Raw genomic sequence first — 19,764 nt, 5'->3', positions numbered from 1 at the left:
CACTCAGGGAGCACACCCGTTGGCAGCCATCGCCCGATGGTGCATCACGCACCGCCTCGCCGCCGTCCTGCTCTGGCTCCTCGCCCTGGTCGGTGTCGCGGCGGCCTCCGGGGTCGCCGGTTCCGCGTACTCCAACGACTACGACGTCCCCGGCACCGAGTCCGGCCGGGCCGCCGCGCTCCTCGAGAAGAACTTCCCGAGCCAGGGCGGCGACTCCGACACCATCGTCTGGCACACGACCCAGGGCAGCGTCCGCGCGGCCGCCGTCCAGGACCGGATGACGGACGTGCTCGACGAGGTCGCCGGGCTGCCCGGCGTCGCCTCCGTCACCGGCCCGTACGACCCCGGCACCGGCACCGGCACCGCCGCCGCGCCCGCCCAGAGCCCCGCCCAGGGCGCGGCCACCGGCGGCTCCGCCGCCCCGGCCGACGGCGCCGCACAAGGGCCCGAGGTCACCTCCGCACCCGGCAGGATCAGCGAGGACGGGCGTACCGCCTACGCCACCGTCTCCTTCGACCGGCACGCCGACGAGATCCCGCCCGCGCAGATCGAGGCCGTCGTCGACACCGTCCGCGCGGCGGCGGACGACCGCGTCCAGGTGGAGCTCGGCGGCAGTGCCGTCGGCGTCACCGAGGCCCCTTCCTCCCACACCGCCGAGATCGTCGGCGTGGCCGTCGCCGCCGTGGTCCTCTTCCTCGCCTTCGGCTCCCTCGCCGCGAGCCTGCTCCCCATCGCCACCGCCCTCGTGAGCGTCGGCACCGCCTACGCGGGCATCGGGCTGCTCGGTCACGTCATGACCGTCGCCGACTTCGCCCCCATGCTGGGCCTGCTCATCGGCCTCGGCGTCGGCATCGACTACGCGCTGTTCATCGTCACCCGCCACCGCAAGGGCCTCAAACGCGGCCTGCCGGTCGCCGAAGCCGCGCGGAACGCCGTCGCCACCACCGGCCGGGCCGTCGTCTTCGCCGGCGCCACGGTCTGCATCGCACTGCTGGGCATGCTGATACTGCGGCTCGGCTTCCTCAACGGCGTCGCCGTCGCGGCCTCCCTGACCGTCGTCCTCACGGTCGCCGCGTCCGTGACGCTGCTGCCCGCGCTGCTGTCGTTCATCGGCATGCGCGCGCTGTCCCGCCGCGAGCGCGCCCGGCTGATCGAGCACGGTCCGGAACCCGAGCTGCCGACCGGGTTCGCCGCCCGCTGGTCCGCGTTCGTCGAACGGCACCCCAAGCTGCTCGGCGCCGTCGCCGCCGTGGTCATGGTGGTCCTCGCCCTGCCCACGTTCGGCCTCCACCTCGGCACCTCCGACCAGGGCAACAACCCGGCCGGCTCCACCACGCGCCAGGCCTACGACCTGCTCGCCGACGGCTTCGGCCCCGGCGTCAACGGCCCCCTCACCCTGGTCGCCGAGCTCGACGGCGCCGACGACCGGCTCGCCCTCGCCGCGCTGCCCGGCACCCTGCGCGCCACCGACGGCGTCGAATCGGTCGGCCCGGTCACGTACAGCGGCGGCGGCGACACGGCGGTCCTCACCGTCGTACCGGAGTCGTCCCCGCAGTCCGAGCAGACCAGCGACCTCGTCGACCGGCTGCGCGCCGACGTCCTGCCGGCCGCGGCGGACGGCACCTCCCTCGACGTGTACGTCGGCGGCGTCACCGCCGGCTACGACGACTTCGCCCAGGTCATCGTCGGCAAGCTGCCGCTCTTCGTGGGCGTCGTCATCGCCCTGGGCTGCCTGCTGCTCCTGCTCGCCTTCCGCTCGATCGGCATCCCGCTGAAGGCCGCCCTGATGAACGTGGCCGCCGTGGCGTCGGCCTTCGGCGTGGTCGTCGCGATCTTCCAGTGGGGCATCGGTACCGAACTGCTGGGACTCGGCCGGGCGGGGCCCATCGAACCCTTCCTGCCGGTGATCATGGTGTCGGTGCTCTTCGGGCTGTCCATGGACTACCAGGTCTTCCTGGTCAGCCGGATGTACGAGGAGTGGCTGGAGACCGGGGACAACAGGCGGGCCGTCCGCGTGGGCCTCGCCGAGACGAGCCGGGTCATCAACTCCGCCGCCGTCATCATGATCGCCGTCTTCCTCGCGTTCGTCCTCTCCGGCGACCGGGTCATCGCGATGTTCGGCATCGGCCTCGCGGCGGCCGTGGCCCTGGACGCGTTCGTCCTCCGTACGCTCCTGGTCCCGGCCCTCATGCACATGCTCGGCGGCGCCAACTGGTGGCTGCCCGGCTGGCTCGACCGCCTCCTGCCCCGCATCAGCATCGAAAACCCCGAGTGCCGCGATCCCGATCATGCGAAGATCCCGTGGCAGCGCGCGAGCGACGACGGACAGCTCGTGCCGTGAGCCACGGAGGGCACGACGGTGTTCGCGATATCCCTGGGTGACGACGGAGCGGAACTGCGCCCGCTGGAGCCCTGGCGGGCCGAGGAGTACCTGGCCCACATGGACCGGGGCCGGGACTACATCGGCCGGTACGTCGCGCTCCCGACCGTGTGCACCGACCTCGTCTCGGCGCGGGCGTTCCTCCAGGCGTACGCCGACAAGGCCGCCGCCGACACCGGCCGCATCCTCGGCATCTGGCTGGACGGGACCCTCGTCGGCGGCGTCCTGCTGCGGGTCATGGACGTCGCCGCCGGCACCTGCGAGGCGGGCTGCTGGCTGGAGCCGTCGGCGGCCGGCCGGGGGCTGGTGACCCGCGCGGTCCGCGTCCTGATCGACTGGGCGCTGAACGAGCGCGGGCTGCACCGCGTCGAGTGGCAGGTCTCCTCGGCCAACACCGCGAGCATCAACGTCGCCAAGCGGCTCGGCATGACCAAGGAGGGGGTGCTCCGGGAGAGCTACCCCTACCGGGGCGTCCGGCACGACATGGAGGTCTGGTCCGTGCTCGCCCCGGAGTGGCGCGCGGCACAGCCGGACGCGCGTTAAGGGCCCTCTCAGAAACGGCACCTAGCGTGCCGCGCATGAACCCCACGACGACCAAGACCGACAAGGGCGCCGCCACCGGGGCCACCACCGGCGAGGAGACCACCGCGACCGCTCCCGGGACGGAGCCCGTGGCGGGGACGGCCGCCGACGCGCCGGAGCACCAGCCCGCGTACGACGACGAGCACGCGGCCGAGTTCGACCAGGAGCAGCGGGACGACGACGGCGAGCCGGACGACCGGGACGGGCCGGGGGCGCGGGCCGGGCTCCGGACGGGGCCCGGCACCGGCCTCGCCTCCGCCGCGGCGGCGGTCGTCGCCACGGCACTCGGCATCGCCTCGCTGACCGGCACCTGGCTGGGCCGCGTCGCCTCCGAGCGCGAGACGCTCATCGGGCAGATCACCACCTCGCAGACCGGCTCGCCCGCCCAGCAGATCTCCGAGATCTACGGCGACGCCTGGCACACCACCGCCCTCGTGAACGGCCTGTTCGCCCTCGTCGCGGTGATCACCGGCCTCGTCGTGCTCTCCCGCTCCCGGCGCCCCCTGTGGATCCGCGCGGTCGCCCTCGCCGGAGCGGTACTCGGAGGCCTGGGACTGCTGCTGTCCGCCGGCATGTACGCCGACCTCTTCCTGCTCCTGCCCTCGACCGGCTCCTAAGGCTGAGGACACTGCGAAGGTTCCTGAGGCGGGGGTTTCGCGACACGACTTAGGCGCGTTCACGGCCGGCTGAGTCCTCCGTGGGCGCGCCTAAGGACCCTCCCGCCGCGCGAATGCGGCAGTCTCCCGATGCGCCGCGACCCCCTGGGGCGCGAGAGTCGAGGCATCAGCGAAACGCCCCGACACACCAGGGAGAACCAGATGTTCACCTACGAGCTCCAGCAGGCCCTGCACGCCGACCTCGTTCGCGAGGCCGACACCCAGCGGCTGCTCAACCTCGCCCGCTCCGCCCGGAAGTCCCGCTTCGCCCTCGGCCGCCGGTCCGGCGCACACGCCCCCGAAGGGCGGGTGAACACCGAACACGACCGCTTCGTCACGGCCGCGTGAGCGACGGGGGGCGCGGGACATGGACGTCGTGCCGATAACCGGTGCCGCGCTGTCACACCCCTGTGCGATGCTCGGCACCGTGGAGAACAGGTCCGTCAGTCCGGTGTTCGTCGGCCGAGCCGGTGAAATGACCGCACTCACCGAAGCGCTCTCCCGCGCCACCGCGGGAGAGCCCCAGGCGTTGCTCGTCGGCGGCGAGGCGGGCGTCGGCAAGACGCGCCTGCTGGAGGAGTTCCTCGGCGAGGCGTGCTCCCAGGGCGCGGTCGTCGCCCTCGGCGGATGCGTGGAAATCGGCGCGGACGGCCTGCCGTTCGCACCGTTCTCCACCGCGCTGCGCGACCTGCGCCGCAAGCTCCCCGACGAACTGGCCGCCGCCGCCCGGGGCCAGGAGGGCGAACTGGCCCGGCTCCTGCCCGAACTGGGCGACGCGGCGGGGCCCGAGCCGTACAACGAGGACAGCACCGCCCGGCTCTTCGAGCTGACCGTCCGCCTCCTGGAGCGCGTCGCCGCCGACCGCACGGTGGTCCTCGCCCTGGAGGACCTGCACTGGGCCGACGCCTCCACCCGGCACCTGCTCGCCTACCTCTTCCGCACCCTGCACCGCGGCCGGCTCGTCGTCGTCGCCACCTACCGCGCCGACGACATCCACCGCCGCCACCCGCTGCGGCCGCTGCTCGCCGAGCTGGACCGGCTGCGGACCGTTCGCCGGATCGAACTGCCCCGGTTCACCCGCACGGAGGTCCACCGCCAGCTCACCGGCATCCTGGCCGCCGAGCCCGCCGCCGCCCTCGTCGACGACATCTTCCGCCGCTCCGACGGCAACGCCTTCTTCGTCGAGGAACTCGTCGTCTGCCAGGAGAGCGGCTGCGCGTCCGGCGGGCTCAGCGAGTCCCTCCGCGACCTGCTCCTCGTGCGCGTGGAGCGGCTCTCCGAGGACGCCCAGAAGGTCGCCAGGATCGTCGCCGAGGGCGGCTCCACCGTGGAGTACGGCCTGCTCGCCGCCGTCGCCCGGCTGCCCGAGGACGACCTCATCGAGGCGCTGCGCGCCGCCGTCAACGCCAACATCCTGCTCGCCGTGCCCGACGGCGAGGGCTACCGCTTCCGCCACTCCCTGGTGCGCGAGGCGGTCAGCGACGACCTGTTGCCCGGCGAGCGCTCCCGCCTCAACCGGCGGTTCGCCGAAGCCCTGGAGGCCGACCCCGGTCTCGTACGGGCCGACGAGCGCACCACCCGCCTCGCCAGCTACTGGTACCACGCGCACGACGCCGCCAAGGCGCTGCCCGTCGTCCTGAGCGCCGCCGTCGAGGCCCGCAAGCGCCACGCCCACGCCGAGCGGATGCGGCTGCTGGAGCGCGGCCTGGAGCTGTGGGACGACGTGCCCGAGGAGGTACGCGCCTCCCTGCGGCCCATCGACTACGCCGACGCCTACCCCGCGTGCGGCTGCCCCGAGACCACCCCGCTGCGCTACCTCGACCTGCTGGCCGAGGCGGCGGTCGCCGCGCGCCTGTGCGGCGAGCGCGAGCGGGCCCTGAAGATCGTCAAGCGTGCGCTGCGCCTCCTCGACGAGGACGCCGACCCGTCCGGCGGCGCCGGCGGCAAGGACCCGCAGCGGGCGGCCTGGTTCTGGACCGAGCGGTCCAAGCTCATGTCGAACCTCGGCCGCGGTGACGGCTGGGCCGAACTCGCCACCGCGCAGGACCTGGTGCGCGGTCTGCCGCCGTCCGCCGTGCACGCCAGGGTCCTCGCGGTCGCCGCCGGGTGGGGCATGCTCCACGCGCCCGGCCCCGAGAGCCTGGCCGCCGCCGAACGGGCCGTCGAGTACGCCCGCCTGGTCAAGGCCGAGGCGGTCGAGCTCAACGCCCGCCTCACCCTCGGCGGACTGATGGTCGACGCCGGTGACATCGAGGCCGGTCTGCGGGAGATGCACGCCGTCCTGGAGCTGGCCCGCGAGTCCTGCGTGCGCCACGAGGCGGGACGCGCCTACGTCAACATCCCCTCCTGCCTGGAGGCCGTCGGGCGGTCCCGGGAAGCGGTCCGGATCGCCGAGGAGGGCCTGCGGTACTCCCGCGAGTGCGGCCTGCGCGACAACGAGGGCTGGGTCCTGACCAACCTGGTCGAGTCGCGGATGTCACTGGGCCACTGGGACGAGGCGAGCGAGGGCGCGCACCGGCTCCACCGCATCGCCTACAGCACCAAGCCGCGCGGGGGCGCGCATCTGCGGCGCGCCCACCTCGCCTGGCTCCGCGGCGAACTGTCCACCGCCGCCGAGCACTTGGCGCAGGCCCGGGACGCCTACGGCAAGCACGACCCCATGGTGCAGTACCTGCTGCCGCTCGCCCAGGTCCAGCTCGGCCTCGCCGCCGGGCATGGCCGGCTCGCGGACGTGCGGACCGGGCTGGCCGACGCGGCACGGGACGGCTTCCCGGTCGGCAGCCAGCGGTACGCCTGGCCCCTGCTGCTCACGGCCGCCACGGCTGAGGCGGAGGCGCGCGGGCTGCCCAGCGCGGAGGAGGGGCGCGCCGAGGCGCTGGAGCTGATCCGCACGTACGCGAAGCGGCTCGCCACCCCGGTCCCGGTGTGGCAGGCGCACGCCCTGTTCGTCGGCGCCGAGCTGGCCCGCGCCGAGGGACGGGACGACCCCGACCGCTGGGCGGAGACCGTGGTGGCCCTCGGCCCGCTGGAGCGCCCCTACGAGCTGGCCCGCGCCCGGCACCGCTGGGCGGACGCGCTGCTCGCCCGGGGCGGCCACCGCGACCGGGCCGGTGAGCTGGTGCGCGAGGCGCACATGGTCGCCGTCCACCTGGGCGCCCGCCCGCTGCGGGAGGACCTGGAGCTGCTGGCCGCCCGCGCCCGCCTGTCCCTCCGGGCCCCGGTGGCCGCCGAACCGGAGCCGGACGACGAGGGCTTCGGCCTCACGCCCCGCGAGCAGGACGTGCTGCGGCTGGTCGCGGTGGGCCGCACCAACCGCCAGATAGCCGAGGAGCTGTTCATCTCCCCGAAGACGGCGAGCGTCCACGTCTCCAACATCCTCGGCAAGCTCGGCGTCGCGGGCCGCGGCGAGGCGGCCGCCCTCACCCACCGCCTCCGTCTCCTCCCCGAAGTCCCCGCCTGACGGTTCCGCCGGTTCCCGCACCGGGGCGGGCGCGGCGCCCGGTCAGGCGTCCGGGGCCGCCGTGCCGCCCCAGCCGTGTCGCGCCCGGGGCCGACGCGGCGGCCACCGCCCGCGCCCGCCTCCCCCCGTCAGGCCTCCGGAGCCGGCGTCCGGGGCGGGACGCGGACCGTGACCGTGCCGGAGGCGAGGTCTATGGGGCCGCGGGCGGGGTCGGTGTCGCCCAGGTCCTCACGGGTGAGCTCCAGCCGCCGGAGCTCGTCGTCGGTGTGCTTGCGGCCCGGGGCGAAGAGTTGTTCCAGCACGTTGAACACGGTTTGCCGCCTCTCACTTCACCTCCAGCCGGAGGATCTTGTCATCGCCCTTCTCCGGTGTGCCGCGGCCGTCCGTCTCGCTGGTCACGAGCCAGACCTGGTCCCCGCCGGCCGCGAGGACGGTGCGCAGCCGGCCGTACCGCTCCTCCAGGAACGGCTGGGGGTCGGCGGAAGGTTCCGCGCCGGACAGGGGGATGCGCCAGAGCCGCTCGCCCCGCAGGCCCGCCATCCACACCGAGCCCTCCGCGACGGCGATGCCGCTCGGGGAGGCGTCGGCGGTCTTCCACTGGGCGACCGGGTCGACGAATCCGGACTCGCTGCCCCTGCCCTCCACCTCGGGCCAGCCGTAGTTCTTGCCGGGCTGGATCAGGTTCAGCTCGTCCCAGGTGTTCTGCCCGAACTCGGCCGCCCACAGCCGCTTGTCCGCGTCCCAGGCCAGCCCCTGGACGTTACGGTGCCCGTACGAGTAGACGACCGAGTCGGCGGTGGGGTTGCCGTGCACCGGCTGGCCGTCCGGGGTCATCCGCAGGATCTTCCCGCCCAGCGAGTCCTTGTCCTGGGCCAGGCCGGTGTCGCCGGTCTCGCCCGTGCCCGCGTACAGCATCTTGTCGGGGCCGAAGGCGATCCGCCCGCCGTTGTGGATCGTGCCCTTGGGGATGCCCCGCAGCACGGTGTCGGGCGCACCCAGCTGCTGGCCGGCCGGCTTCTTCTCGTCGTACAGCATGCGGGCGATGCGGTTGTCCGACTCGGTGGTGAAGTACGCGTACACCTGGTGGTCCGAGGCGAAGTCCGGTGAGACCGCGAGACCCAGCAGGCCGCCCTCGCCCGCCGGCGCGACCCCGGGCACCGAGCCGATCACGGTCTTCGCGCCGCTCTCTCCGTCGACCCGGGTGATCGTGCCCTCGTCGCGCGAGGAGACCAGCAGGTCGCCGTCCGGGAGGGCGGCCAGGCCCCACGGCGACTTCAGGCCCTCGGTGAGAGTCGACACGACCTTCACCGAGCCCTTGGCGGGCGGCGCGGACGGCGTGGACGGGGAGGCGGCGGGGGAGGGCGGGGCGGCGGCGGAGGCGGGAGGCGAGCCGGCGCTGGCGCCGTCGACCGGCGGCGCCCCGCCCTCCGACGAGCACCCGGCCACCAGGAGCACCAGACCAGCGGCCAACACGGCCGTCACAGCAGGACGTTGCACAGTTCCGATCCCTTCAACGGCGGTGTGAGCCGCGTGTCCACCCTTGATACACCGCTCGGGGCGCGGAATCAGTCCCACGACCCCAGGGCCGGCGGCAGCGACGCGATCTCGGCCAGGTCCTCGGCCGTCAGCGACAGCCCGGCCGCCCCGGCGTTCTCCACGGCCCACCGCTCGTTCTTCGTGCCCGGCACCGGTACGACGTGCCGGCCCCGTCCCAGTACCCACGCCAGCGCGACCTGTGCGGGCGTGACGCCCGCCGCCTCGCCGCCGTGCCGCCGCGCGACCCGCCGCAGCCCCACCACGAGCGGCTGGTTCGCGGCCATCATCTCGGCCGTGAACCGGGGGTGCCGCGCCCGCAGGTCCTCCGGCTCGAAGCCGCCGCCCGGCGTCAGCGTCCCGGTCAGGAACCCGTTGCCCAGCGGCATCGCGGCCAGGAAGCCCACGCCCCGCGACTCGCACCAGGGCAGCAGCCGCCGCAGCGCCTCCGGCGACCACACCGACAGCTCGGCCTGCACCGCGCTCACCGGGAACACCTGCTGCACCCGCTCCAGCTGCCGAATCGTTCCCTCGTACAGGTCCGCGGCGGGTGTCCCCGGCGCGGCCCGGCGCGGGGAGCGCACCGCCATCGCGCACAGGCCCAGCGCCCGCACCTTGCCGGCCGTCACCAGGTCCGCCATCGCGCCCCAGGTCTCCTCGACCGGGACCTCCGGATCGGCACGGTGCAGCTGGTACAGGTCGATGACATCGGTCTGGAGCCGTCGCAGGGAGGCGTCGCACGCCCGCCGCACATACCCCGGCCGCCCGTTGGCCACGATGTGCTGGTCGCCGACGAGCAGCCCGCACTTCGTCGACACGAAGGCGTCCGCCCGCCGCTCCTTGAGCACCCGCCCCAGCAGCAGCTCGTTGGTGAACGGCCCGTACATGTCCGCCGTGTCCAGCAGCGTCACCCCGGCGTCGAGCGCGGCGTGCACGGTGCGCACGGAGCGGTCACCGCGCTGTCGCGAGGCGCTGTAGGCCCAGCTCATCGGCATGCAGCCGAGGCCGACCGCCCCCACTTCGAGCGCCGTCGCCCCGATCGTCCTGCGCTCCAACTCCCCGTACCCCTCCTCGTGCCGCTCCCCAAACTAACCTCCTGACCATGACTGCTGACGTGTGGCTCCCCATTCCGGCCGGCGAGATCGCCGGGCTCCCCGACCCGGCCGGCTCCAGCCTGACCTACCGCTTCTGGGACGGCGGCCCGGACTTCCCCGCGGACCCGGCCGACTGCGTCTTCTACGTCGTGCCCTACATGAAGGGCACGGAGATCGCGGTCCGCCCGATGGCCGCCATGACCTCCGTACGCGTCGTGCAGACCCTGTCGGCGGGGACGGACCACGTGACGCCCGGACTCGGCTCCCTGCCGCCCGGCGTGGCCCTGTGCAACGCGAAGGGCGTCCACGAGGCGAGCACCGCCGAGCTGACCCTCGCGCTGGTCCTCGCCTCGCTGCGTGGCATCCCCGGGTTCGTCCGTGGCCAGGACCGGGAGGAGTGGCGGGCCGGCTTCTACCCGGCGCTGGCCGACAAGTCGGTCCTGATCGTGGGGTACGGATCGATCGGCGCGGCCATCGAGGACCGGCTCGCGCCCTTCGAGTGCGCGCGGGTGGCGCGCGTCGCGCGCTCCGCACGTGCTACCGAGCGCGGTCTTGTGCAGGCGCTCACCGATCTGCCCGCACTCCTCCCGGAGGCGGACGTGGTCATCCTGTCCACGCCCCTCACGCCCGACACCCACCACCTGGTGGACGCCGCCTTCCTGGCCCGCATGAAGGACGGAGCGCTGCTGGTGAACGTCGCCCGGGGTCCCGTCGTCGACACCGGGGCGCTCCTCGCCGAGGTGGGAAGCGGGCGCATAACGGCCGCGCTCGACGTCACCGACCCCGAACCGCTGCCCCAGGGCCACCCGCTGTGGCACGCTCCCGGCGTGCTCATCAGCCCCCACGTGGGCGGCTCCACGTCCGCGTTCATGCCCCGCGCGAAGCGCCTCGTCGCCGGACAGGTCACCCGGTTCGCCGAGCGCGCGCCGTTGCTGAACACCGTCCTGACCACGGGCTGAACACGCTCCGGAGCCATATCGGCGCCGTGTGTGCGCATAACACTGATGATCGTCACGGAGCGTAGAGCACCCCTGTCCCTGAGTGACGATCCTGGTGTATCGTCCCGATCTGGGGGCCGCGTCGAGCACGAACCGGCGCAGGGGAGCAACGTGATTGCCGATCAGAATCCGAGGGGGGCGACGGGTGATGCACGGTCGATGGGCAAGCGAACCGACGCGACGGGGCAGCCGGCTGCGACCCCCGACGGCGTCCCGGCGGACGAAGCGGCAGCGGCCGGCGCCGCACATCCCGGCACCACTGGCACCGGCACCACTGGCACCGCCGCCACTGGCACCGGCGGCGCCCCCCGGACCCGCGGCGCCCGCGGCACCGGCCGCGCCCCGGCGGCCCCACCGCTCCGAGCCGCTCACGGAGGTGGCGTCATGAGCGCCCCGGGCGTGCTCGTCGAGCGGCCCGCCGTCACCAAGGGCACCCCCGGAGGCTCCGGCGGCGCGACCGCCGCCCGCGGCGGCCCGGACAACGGCTCGGCGGGGCTGAGGTGCCAGCTGCTCCTCGCCGTCCTGTGCGGCGGGTACGCCGCCGGGGCGGCCGTCGGCTGGGGCTCCGAGAAACTGGCCCTGATCATGGGCGACTTCGGCCTCAGCGCCGCCGCCCTGATCGCCTCCGTCTCCTGCTTCCTCTACGCACGTACGCGTGGCAGCCGGTTCCGGCCCGCCTGGCTGCTGTTCGCCTTCTCCTCCGCGATGGCGGCGGGCGGCAACGCCGTCTGGGGTTGGTACGAGGTCGTGCTCGGCAGGGACGTGCCGCAGCCGTCCGTCGCCGACGTGTTCTTCCTGCTCTTCGCACCACCCGCGATCGTCGGCCTGCTCGTCCTCGCCAAGCGGCCGGTCACCCGGGCCGGGTGGATCTGCCTCGCGCTGGACTCCTGGCTGATCGGCGGTTCGCTGCTCACCCTGTCCTGGAGCCTCGCCCTCGCGCACACCGCCCGGTTCGACGGCGAGAGCGTCGCCCGGGCCGCGCTGTCGCTGGCGTACCCGCTGCTGGACATCGTGCTGGTGAGCATGGTGCTCGCGCTGCACTTCCGGCGCTCCCACACCAACCGCTCCGCCGTCCACACGGCGATCGCCGCGCTCGCGCTGACCGTCCTGTGCGACGCGCTGTTCACCTCGCCCCTGCTGCGCGAGCACTACAGCTCCGGCCAGCTCCTCGACGCCGGCTGGTTCGCCGGCTCACTGCTGCTGGCCTACGCCCCCTGGGGCGCCCGCCGCGTCCCGGAGAGCCCCGCCCCGCCGCGCGGGCCCCGTCAGCCCAGCCGTCCCATCGCCGGGTCGCTGGCCGCCCTCACGCCCTACCTGGCGGCCGCGGTCTGCACGCTCGGCATCCTCTACAACGTCATCGAGGACCGCACGGTGGACCGCGTCGTCGTCTTCACCGGATGCACAGTCGTGCTCGCCCTGGTCGTACGTCAGGGGATCATGCTCCTCGACAACATCGCCCTCACGCACGAACTGGCCCAGAAGGAGAACCACTTCAGGTCCCTGGTGCAGGGCTCCAGCGACGTCATCATGATCGCCGCGCCGGACGGGGTGCTGCGCTACGTCAGCCCGGCGGCGTCCGGGGTGTACGGACGGGACGCGGACGAGCTCATCGGCTCCGAGCTGGCCTCCCTCATCCACCCCGAGGACCTCGGCGGCGTCGTCCACGAGGTGCGGCGGTTCCTCGCCACGCCGCCGTCCGAGGAGCCGACGACCCGCATCGAGTGCCGCTTCAGGTCCGGCACCGGCGACTGGCTCAACGTCGAGTCCACCGTCAACCGCCACCAGGGCGGCCTGATCTTCAACAGCCGGGACGTCACCGAACGGGTCCGCCTCCAGGCCCAGCTCCAGCACAACGCGGAACACGACCCGCTCACCGACCTCCCCAACCGCGCCCTGTTCACCCGGCGCGTCCGCCAGGCGCTCAGCGGGCGCCGCGCGGGCGACGCGGGCACGGCCGTGCTCTTCATCGACCTGGACGGCTTCAAGGGCGTCAACGACCGGCTCGGCCACCAGGCGGGCGACGAACTGCTCATCCAGGCCGCCCGCCGGCTCCAGGACTCCGTACGGGCCGGGGACACCGCCGCCCGGCTCGGCGGCGACGAGTTCGCCGCCCTGATCCTCGGCGACGGCAGCCGCGACCCGTCCGCCCGCGAACCGCAGGTCCAGGAGATCGCCGACCGGCTGCGGCTCACCCTCTCCCAGCCGTACCGGATCGAGGGCCAGGAGGTGCGGGTCGCCGCGTCCATCGGCGTGGCCTTCGCCGAGGCCGGCATCGGCGCCGGGGACCTCCTGCGCAACGCGGACCTCGCCATGTACCGCGCCAAGGCGGGCGGCAAGAACCGCGTCGAGCTGTACGCGCCCCAGATGCAGTCCGACGTCGTGCGCCGCACCGAACTGACCACCCGCGAGCGCACCACCGCCCAGGACGACGAGTTCGTCCTGCTGCACCAGCCCGTGGTGGACCTCGCCACCGGCCGGATCGCCGCCGTCGCCGCCCAGGCCCGCTGGCGCTCCGCCCAGGGCATCCTCTTCACCCCCGCCGAGTACCTCCGGGTCGCCGAGGACGCCGACCGCGGCGCCGAGGCGGGCGGCCGGCTCCTCGAAGAGGCCGTCGAACAGGCCGCCGAGCGCGCCGCACTCGGCCACCACGTGCCGGTCTCGGTGCGCTTCCCGGCCCGCAGGCTCGTCGACCGGTCCATGCCGCTCGGTACCGTCGAAGCGCTGCTGACCAAGTACGAGCTGCCCTCCGGTTCCCTGATCGTCGAGCTCTCGGAAAGTGACCCGCGCATCTCCTTCGACGAGCTGGAGCAGCGCCTGGCCGCTCTGCGCAGACTCGGCGTGCACATCGCGCTCGACGGATTCGGCAGCGGATACGCGGCGATCAACGCGCTCCGGCGGCTCCCGGTCGACATACTGAAACTGGACAGGGGGCTGGTCGAGGGCGTCGTCGAATCGGCCCGGCTCCACAAGATCACCAGCGGGCTGCTCCGCATCGCCCGCGACCTCGGCATGGAGTCCGTGGCCGACGGCGTCGACGTACCGGAGCAGGTCCTGGCGCTACGCGCGATGGGATGCACCCATGGGCAGGGCATGGCCTTCTCCGGCCCCCTGGACGAGTACCGGCTCCGCCGCGCCCTCGACCGGGACCACTTCCCGGTGCCCGGCCAAGCCGCCCTCCCGGCGTTCACCGCGAGCGTCCGCGCCAGGGCCCTGGGCGCCCTCCCCGGCGCCCTCCGCAGCGCCCTGCCGGGCATCCTCCCGAGCGGCGTCGCGAGCACCGCGTCCGGCGCCGCCCCGGCCGCCCCGCCCGACCCGCTCCCCGGCCCCCTCGCCGGCGGCGCCCCCGGTGACGGGCCGGGCGCCCTCCCGGGCGGGCTCTCCAGCACCGTGCCCAACGGCGTCCCGATCGCCCGCCCGAGCGCCCTTCCAGGGATGCGCGTGCCCCATCCGCTTCGCTCACATAATGAGACTCGCGTCCCACCCACTTGACACTGACGGTGCGCCGGAGGGAGGGTCAATGCCATGCGCACCCGAATTCTCGTACTTGGAAAGCGCGTCGGCTGAGCACGGCCCGATGACGGCCCTGCAGACCCACACCGGCGCGCTCCCCTCGCTTGCCTCACGGCACGAGGGGTTTTTTGTTGCACTGGCACCTGCCAAACCAGCTAAACCCTCGCGAAAACCCTCAGCTTCGAGAAGAGAATGCCGATGACCGAGCAGGCCACCGGGGCCCACCATCCGCAGCCGCGGGCCCGTACCGGCGGACAGCCCTCCGCCACCGTTGAGCACGTCACGGGTGCGCAGTCCCTCATCCGTTCTCTCGAGGAAGTGGGCGCCGAGACGGTCTTCGGCATCCCCGGCGGCGCCATCCTCCCCGCGTACGACCCGATGATGGACTCCACCCGGGTCCGTCACATCCTCGTCCGCCACGAGCAGGGCGCCGGCCACGCCGCGACCGGCTACGCCCAGGCGACCGGCAAGGTCGGCGTCTGCATGGCCACCTCCGGCCCCGGAGCCACCAACCTGGTCACCCCGATCGCCGACGCGCACATGGACTCCGTCCCGCTCGTCGCGATCACCGGCCAGGTCGCCTCCAAGGCGATCGGCACGGACGCCTTCCAGGAGGCGGACATCTGCGGCATCACCATGCCGATCACCAAGCACAACTTCCTGGTCACCAAGGCCGAGGACATCCCGAGGACGATCGCCGAGGCGTTCCACATCGCCTCCACCGGCCGCCCCGGCCCCGTCCTGGTCGACATCGCCAAGGACGCCCTCCAGGCGAAGACGACCTTCAGCTGGCCGCCGCAGCTCGACCTGCCCGGCTACCGCCCGGTGACCAAGCCGCACGCCAAGCAGATCCGCGAGGCCGCCAAGCTGATCACCCAGGCCAAGCGGCCCGTCCTGTACGTCGGCGGCGGCGTCCTGAAGGCCGGCGCCACCGCCGAGCTGAAGGTCCTCGCCGAGCTGACGCAGGCCCCGGTCACCACCACCCTGATGGCCCTGGGCGCCTTCCCGGACAGCCACCCGCTGCACGTCGGCATGCCCGGCATGCACGGCGCCGTCACCGCCGTCACCGCGCTCCAGAAGGCCGACCTGATCGTCGCCCTCGGCGCCCGCTTCGACGACCGCGTCACCGGCAAGCTGGACAGCTTCGCGCCCTTCGCCAAGATCGTCCACGCGGACATCGACCCGGCCGAGATCGGCAAGAACCGCGCCGCCGACGTCCCGATCGTCGGCGACGCCCGCGAGGTCATCGCCGACCTGGTCCAGGCCGTCCAGGCCGAGCACACCGAGGGCAACACCGGTGACTACAGCGCCTGGTGGAAGGACCTCAGCCGCTGGCGCGACACCTACCCCCTCGGCTACGACCAGCCCGAGGACGGCAGCCTGTCCCCGCAGCAGGTCATCCAGCGCGTCGGGCAGCTCGCCCCCGAGGGCACCATCTACGCGGCCGGCGTCGGCCAGCACCAGATGTGGGCCGCCCACTTCATCGACTACGAGCAGCCCGCCACCTGGCTGAACTCCGGCGGCGCCGGAACGATGGGGTACGCCGTCCCGGCCGCCATGGGCGCCAAGGCCGGCATGCCGGACCGCACGGTCTGGGCCATCGACGGCGACGGCTGCTTCCAGATGACCAACCAGGAACTGGTCACCTGCGCGCTGAACAACATCCCGATCAAGGTCGCGATCATCAACAACGGCGCCCTCGGGATGGTCCGCCAGTGGCAGACCCTCTTCTACAACCAGCGCTACTCCAACACCGTGCTGCACTCCGGCCCCGAGGCGGACGGCAAGCAGCCCAGCGCCGGCACCCGCGTCCCGGACTTCGTCAAGCTGTCCGAGGCCATGGGCTGCGTCGCCCTGCGCTGCGAGAGCCCCGACGACCTCGACAAGGTCATCGCCGAGGCCAACGCCATCAACGACCGCCCGGTCGTCGTCGACTTCATCGTCCACGAGGACGCCCAGGTCTGGCCCATGGTCGCCGCCGGCACCTCCAACGACGAGGTCATGGCCGCCCGCGGTGTCCGCCCCGACTTCGGCGACAACGAAGACGACTGAGAGAGAGCTGAGTCAAGAACATGTCCAAGCACACGCTCTCCGTCCTGGTGGAGAACACGCCCGGCATCCTCGCCCGGATCGCCGCCCTGTTCTCCCGCCGCGGCTTCAACATCGACTCGCTCGCCGTCGGTGTCACCGAGCACCCCGAGATCTCCCGCATCACCATCGTGGTCACGGTCGAGGACCTGCCGCTGGAGCAGGTGACCAAGCAGCTCAACAAGCTCGTCAACGTCCTGAAGATCGTCGAACTCGAGCCCAGCGCCGCGATCCAGCGCGAACTCGTCCTGGTGAAGGTCCGCGCCGACAACGAGACCCGCTCGCAGATCGTCGAGATCGTCCAGCTGTTCCGCGCCAAGACCGTGGACGTGTCGCCCGAGGCGGTCACGATCGAGGCCACCGGGTCGAGCGACAAGCTCGAAGCCATGCTGAAGATGCTGGAACAGTTCGGCATCAAGGAGCTCGTCCAGTCCGGCACGATCGCCATAGGGCGTGGCGCCCGGTCCATCACGGACCGCAGCCTGCGGGCCCTGGACCGTTCCGCGTAGCGAGACCCCTCACCTTCCCCATCGCTCCCCGCCGTACGGTGGGACGCAACATCAGCACACCAAGGAGAAACCCAGTGGCCGAGCTGTTCTACGACGACGACGCCGACCTGTCCATCATCCAGGGCCGCAAGGTCGCGGTGATCGGTTACGGCAGCCAGGGCCACGCCCACGCGCTGTCGCTCCGTGACTCGGGTGTCGACGTCCGTGTCGGTCTGCACGAGGGCTCCAAGTCCAAGGCGAAGGCCGAGGAGCAGGGCCTGCGCGTCGTCACGCCCGCCGAGGCCGCGGCCGAGGCCGACGTGATCATGGTCCTGATCCCGGACCCGATCCAGGCCCAGGTCTACGAGGAGTCCATCAAGGACAACCTGAAGGACGGCGACGCGCTGTTCTTCGCCCACGGCTTCAACGTCCGCTTCGGCTTCATCAAGCCGGCCGCGAACGTCGACGTCGCCCTCGTCGCCCCCAAGGGCCCGGGCCACCTGGTCCGCCGCCAGTACGAGGAGGGCCGCGGCGTCCCGGCGATCGCCGCCGTCGAGCAGGACGCCACGGGCAACGCGTTCCAGCTGGCGCTGTCGTACGCCAAGGCCATCGGCGGCACCCGCGCGGGCGTCATCAAGACGACCTTCACCGAGGAGACCGAGACCGACCTGTTCGGCGAGCAGGCCGTGCTGTGCGGCGGCACGTCCGCCCTGGTCAAGGCGGGCTTCGAGACCCTGGTCGAGGCCGGCTACCAGCCGGAGATCGCCTACTTCGAGTGCCTCCACGAGCTGAAGCTGATCGTCGACCTGATGTACGAGGGCGGCCTGGAGAAGATGCGCTGGTCGGTCTCCGAGACCGCCGAGTGGGGCGACTACGTCACCGGCCCGCGGATCATCACGGACGCCACCAAGGCCGAGATGAAGAAGGTCCTCGCCGAGATCCAGGACGGGACGTTCGCCAAGAACTGGATGGACGAGTACCACGGCGGCCTGAAGAAGTACGACGAGTACAAGACGCAGGACTCCGAGCACCTGCTGGAGACCACCGGCAAGGAGCTGCGCAAGCTCATGAGCTGGGTGGACAACGAGGAGGCGTAAGCCCCGCGCGGCGGGTCCGGACATCACGTCCGGGCCCGCCGGTCCGCATTGGACCGCGTGTCCAACCACGGACGGGTGATCCTTCCGCCATGGCGGAAAAGATGCCACCCACCGCCACTACACTTCACGACAACATACGCGTCAGGCCCACAGCGTCGTGCGTCTTCCACGCGGCAAGCCCCCTCCACCGCATGCGGCCGTCGGGACGGCCGTCCGCACTGGACTTGTGAGGACCCACGTGAGCTCGCATCTTCCCAAAAAGCCGGTCGTACTGATCGCCGAGGAGCTGTCGCCCGCCACGGTCGACGCCCTCGGACCCGACTTCGAGATCCGGCACTGCAACGGTGCCGACCGGGCCGAGCTGCTGCCCGCGATCGCGGACGTGGACGCCGTCCTGGTGCGCTCCGCCACCAAGGTCGACGCCGAGGCCATCGCCGCCGCCGGCCGCCTCAAGGTGGTCGCCCGCGCGGGCGTGGGCCTGGACAACGTCGACGTGTCCGCCGCCACCAAGGCCGGCGTGATGGTCGTCAACGCGCCGACGTCCAACATCGTCACCGCCGCCGAGCTGGCCTGCGGCCTGCTGGTCGCCACCGCGCGCAACATCCCGCAGGCCAACACCGCCCTGAAGAACGGCGAGTGGAAGCGCAGCAAGTACACGGGCGTCGAGCTCAGCGAGAAGACCCTGGGTGTCGTCGGCCTCGGCCGCATCGGCGTCCTGGTCGCCCAGCGCATGTCCGCCTTCGGCATGAAGATCGTCGCCTACGACCCCTACGTCCAGCCGGCGCGCGCCGCGCAGATGGGCGTCAAGCTGCTGACGCTGGACGAGCTGCTCGAGGTCTCCGACTTCATCACCGTCCACCTGCCGAAGACCCCCGAGACGCTCGGCCTGATCGGCGACGAGGCGCTGCACAAGGTCAAGCCGACCGTCCGCATCGTCAACGCCGCGCGCGGCGGGATCGTCGACGAGGCCGCGCTGTTCTCCGCCCTCAAGGAGGGCCGGGTCGCCGGCGCGGGCCTCGACGTGTACGCGAAGGAGCCCTGCACGGACTCCCCGCTGTTCGAGCTCGACCAGGTCGTCTGCACCCCGCACCTGGGCGCGTCCACGGACGAGGCGCAGGAGAAGGCCGGTGTCGCCGTCGCCCGTTCGGTGCGCCTCGCCCTCGCCGGCGAGCTGGTCCCCGACGCGGTCAACGTCCAGGGCGGCGTCATCGCCGAGGACGTCAAGCCGGGCCTGCCGCTCGCCGAGCGCCTCGGCCGGATCTTCACCGCGCTGGCGGGCGAGGTCGCGGTCCGGCTCGACGTCGAGGTGTACGGCGAGATCACCCAGCACGACGTCAAGGTGCTGGAGCTGTCCGCGCTGAAGGGCGTGTTCGAGGACGTCGTCGACGAGACGGTGAGCTACGTCAACGCGCCGCTGTTCGCGCAGGAGCGCGGTGTCGAGGTCCGGCTGACGACGTCGAGCGAGTCCCCGGACCACCGCAACGTGGTCACCGTCCGCGGCACGCTCTCGGGCGGCGAGGAGGTGTCGGTCTCCGGCACCCTGGCCGGTCCCAAGCACCTCCAGAAGATCGTCGCCGTCGGTGAGTACGACGTGGACCTGGCGCTCGCCGACCACATGGTCGTCCTGCGGTACGAGGACCGCCCGGGCGTCGTCGGCACCGTCGGCCGCATCCTGGGCGAGGCGGGCCTCAACATCGCGGGCATGCAGGTGGCCCGCGCGGTGGAGGGCGGCGAGGCGCTCGCCGTCCTCACCGTCGACGACACCCTCCCGCAGGCGGTGCTCACGGAGGTCGCCGAGGAGATCGGCGCCACGTCCGCCCGCCTGGTGAACCTCACCTGACGGTTCGTACGACCCTCCGGAACCGGCTCGGTGCCTCG

Annotated in this window: 14 protein-coding genes; 11 read left to right on the top strand and 3 right to left on the bottom strand. The window is 72.8% G+C overall.

The features are described from left to right. The first annotated feature begins 19 nt into the window (after positions 1–19). The 5 genes from EIZ62_RS08890 (at position 20) to EIZ62_RS08870 (ending at position 7,078) form a co-directional block, all read left to right on the top strand. Positions 20–2,341, top strand: coding sequence for an MMPL family transporter (locus EIZ62_RS08890; protein ID WP_156692159.1), 2,322 nt, complete (start codon positions 20–22; stop codon positions 2,339–2,341). An 18-nt stretch (positions 2,342–2,359) separates the two neighbouring features. Next, positions 2,360–2,923 carry a GNAT family N-acetyltransferase gene (locus EIZ62_RS08885; RefSeq protein WP_156692158.1) on the top strand — a complete coding sequence of 188 codons (564 nt, stop codon included), beginning with the start codon at positions 2,360–2,362 and terminating at the stop codon, positions 2,921–2,923. A 35-nt stretch (positions 2,924–2,958) separates the two neighbouring features. Then, positions 2,959–3,579, top strand: coding sequence for a hypothetical protein (locus EIZ62_RS08880; protein ID WP_167536355.1), 621 nt, complete (start codon positions 2,959–2,961; stop codon positions 3,577–3,579). Between the two features lie 201 nt (positions 3,580–3,780). Beyond that, the gene (locus EIZ62_RS08875; protein WP_156692156.1) at positions 3,781–3,966 is read left to right on the top strand and encodes a hypothetical protein; all 186 of its coding nucleotides are present in this window, start codon (positions 3,781–3,783) and stop codon (positions 3,964–3,966) included. 67 nt (positions 3,967–4,033) lie between these two features. After that, positions 4,034–7,078, top strand: coding sequence for a helix-turn-helix transcriptional regulator (locus EIZ62_RS08870; protein WP_156692155.1), 3,045 nt, complete (start codon positions 4,034–4,036; stop codon positions 7,076–7,078). Positions 7,079–7,206: 128 nt separating this feature from the next. Here EIZ62_RS08870 and EIZ62_RS08865 read toward each other — a convergent pair whose 3' ends face one another. The 3 genes from EIZ62_RS08865 to EIZ62_RS08855 all read right to left on the bottom strand — a co-directional run bounded on the left by EIZ62_RS08865 (position 7,207) and on the right by EIZ62_RS08855 (position 9,666). Then, positions 7,207–7,380: a DUF6191 domain-containing protein gene (locus tag EIZ62_RS08865; protein WP_425281805.1), complete on the bottom strand. Its 174-nt coding sequence runs from the start codon at positions 7,378–7,380 to the stop codon at positions 7,207–7,209. Between the two features lie 22 nt (positions 7,381–7,402). Next, complete coding sequence (locus EIZ62_RS08860) at positions 7,403–8,560, bottom strand: PQQ-dependent sugar dehydrogenase (protein WP_156692153.1); 1,158 nt, start codon at positions 8,558–8,560, stop codon at positions 7,403–7,405. An 83-nt stretch (positions 8,561–8,643) separates the two neighbouring features. Next, entirely contained in the window at positions 8,644–9,666 is a 1,023-nt protein-coding gene (locus tag EIZ62_RS08855; RefSeq protein ID WP_156692152.1) for an aldo/keto reductase, read from the bottom strand. A 47-nt stretch (positions 9,667–9,713) separates the two neighbouring features. On the opposite strand from EIZ62_RS08855, the gene EIZ62_RS08850 reads away from it, so the two are divergent. The 6 genes from EIZ62_RS08850 to serA all read left to right on the top strand — a co-directional run bounded on the left by EIZ62_RS08850 (position 9,714) and on the right by serA (position 19,726). Continuing rightward, the gene (locus EIZ62_RS08850; RefSeq protein ID WP_156692151.1) at positions 9,714–10,664 is read left to right on the top strand and encodes a 2-hydroxyacid dehydrogenase; all 951 of its coding nucleotides are present in this window, start codon (positions 9,714–9,716) and stop codon (positions 10,662–10,664) included. 423 nt (positions 10,665–11,087) lie between these two features. Beyond that, positions 11,088–14,192: a putative bifunctional diguanylate cyclase/phosphodiesterase gene (locus tag EIZ62_RS08845; protein ID WP_425281804.1), complete on the top strand. Its 3,105-nt coding sequence runs from the start codon at positions 11,088–11,090 to the stop codon at positions 14,190–14,192. A gap of 213 nt (positions 14,193–14,405) precedes the next feature. Beyond that, on the top strand, positions 14,406–16,265 hold the full coding sequence (locus tag EIZ62_RS08840) for an acetolactate synthase large subunit (RefSeq protein ID WP_156692150.1): 1,860 nt from the start codon (positions 14,406–14,408) through the stop codon (positions 16,263–16,265). Between the two features lie 20 nt (positions 16,266–16,285). Continuing rightward, positions 16,286–16,810, top strand: coding sequence for an acetolactate synthase small subunit (gene ilvN, locus EIZ62_RS08835; protein WP_156692149.1), 525 nt, complete (start codon positions 16,286–16,288; stop codon positions 16,808–16,810). 74 nt (positions 16,811–16,884) lie between these two features. Continuing rightward, on the top strand, positions 16,885–17,886 hold the full coding sequence (gene ilvC, locus EIZ62_RS08830; RefSeq protein ID WP_156692148.1) for a ketol-acid reductoisomerase: 1,002 nt from the start codon (positions 16,885–16,887) through the stop codon (positions 17,884–17,886). A gap of 238 nt (positions 17,887–18,124) precedes the next feature. Continuing rightward, positions 18,125–19,726 carry a phosphoglycerate dehydrogenase gene (gene serA / locus EIZ62_RS08825; protein WP_156692147.1) on the top strand — a complete coding sequence of 534 codons (1,602 nt, stop codon included), beginning with the start codon at positions 18,125–18,127 and terminating at the stop codon, positions 19,724–19,726. Positions 19,727–19,764: the final 38 nt, after the last annotated feature.

The sequence above is a fragment of the Streptomyces ficellus genome, from assembly GCF_009739905.1.
GTDB lineage: Bacteria > Actinomycetota > Actinomycetes > Streptomycetales > Streptomycetaceae > Streptomyces > Streptomyces ficellus_A.
The sequence above is the reverse complement of the archived record's forward strand: the minus strand, read 5'-3'. Positions and strand labels throughout refer to the sequence as shown.